Below are 685 nucleotides of genomic sequence, written 5' to 3' on the forward strand. Positions count from 1 at the left end.
CGTCCGGTCTTGCAGCACATGTGATGTATTATAAATATGTCATGTCCATGCCCTTATACCGTCAGGAGAAGGACTTTGAACATCTTGGGGTAAAGATCAGCCGTACGACCATGGCCAGCTGGATCATCTACTGCGCAGAGAATTACTTTCTGCCAATGTATGAATATCTGCACCGGCAACTGTTGAGACGCAGATATCTGATGGCAGATGAGACTCCAATCCAGGTATTAAAAGAAGAAGGCCGCAGACCACAGAGTAAATCTTATGTCTGGCTGGTACGCACTGGTGACGATGGTGAGCTTCCTATCATCCTTTATAATTACACTCCGACCAGAGCCGGCAGTCATGCCGCTACTTTTCTTGCAGGTGCAGATCCCGGATACTATCTAATGGTTGATGGTTATAAAGGATACAACAAAGTGCCGGAGGCACAGCGTTGTTGTTGCTGGGCTCACATACGACGCTATTGGCTGCGGGCAATACCCAAAGGCCACGAAAAGGATTATACACATCCGGCAGTCCAGGGATTCCTATACTGTAATAAGCTGTTTGAGTATGAACGATCTTATCGAGAAAAAGGATTATCGCCCAGACAGATTTATCATCGCCGCCTGAAGGATCAAAAACCTGTCATAGAGGCTTTTTTGTCATGGCTTGACCAGCTGCATCCGGAATCCGGAGACAG

Annotated in this window: 1 protein-coding gene; it reads left to right on the forward strand. The window is 47.2% G+C overall.

Annotated features, from left to right (window positions below):
• Positions 1-685, forward strand: a 685-nt coding sequence (gene tnpC, locus M72_RS14215) for an IS66 family transposase (RefSeq protein WP_141652757.1), incomplete at both ends; no start/stop codon positions are given.

The organism is Roseburia faecis, assembly GCF_001406815.1.
Taxonomy (GTDB): Bacteria; Bacillota; Clostridia; order Lachnospirales; family Lachnospiraceae; genus Roseburia; species Roseburia faecis.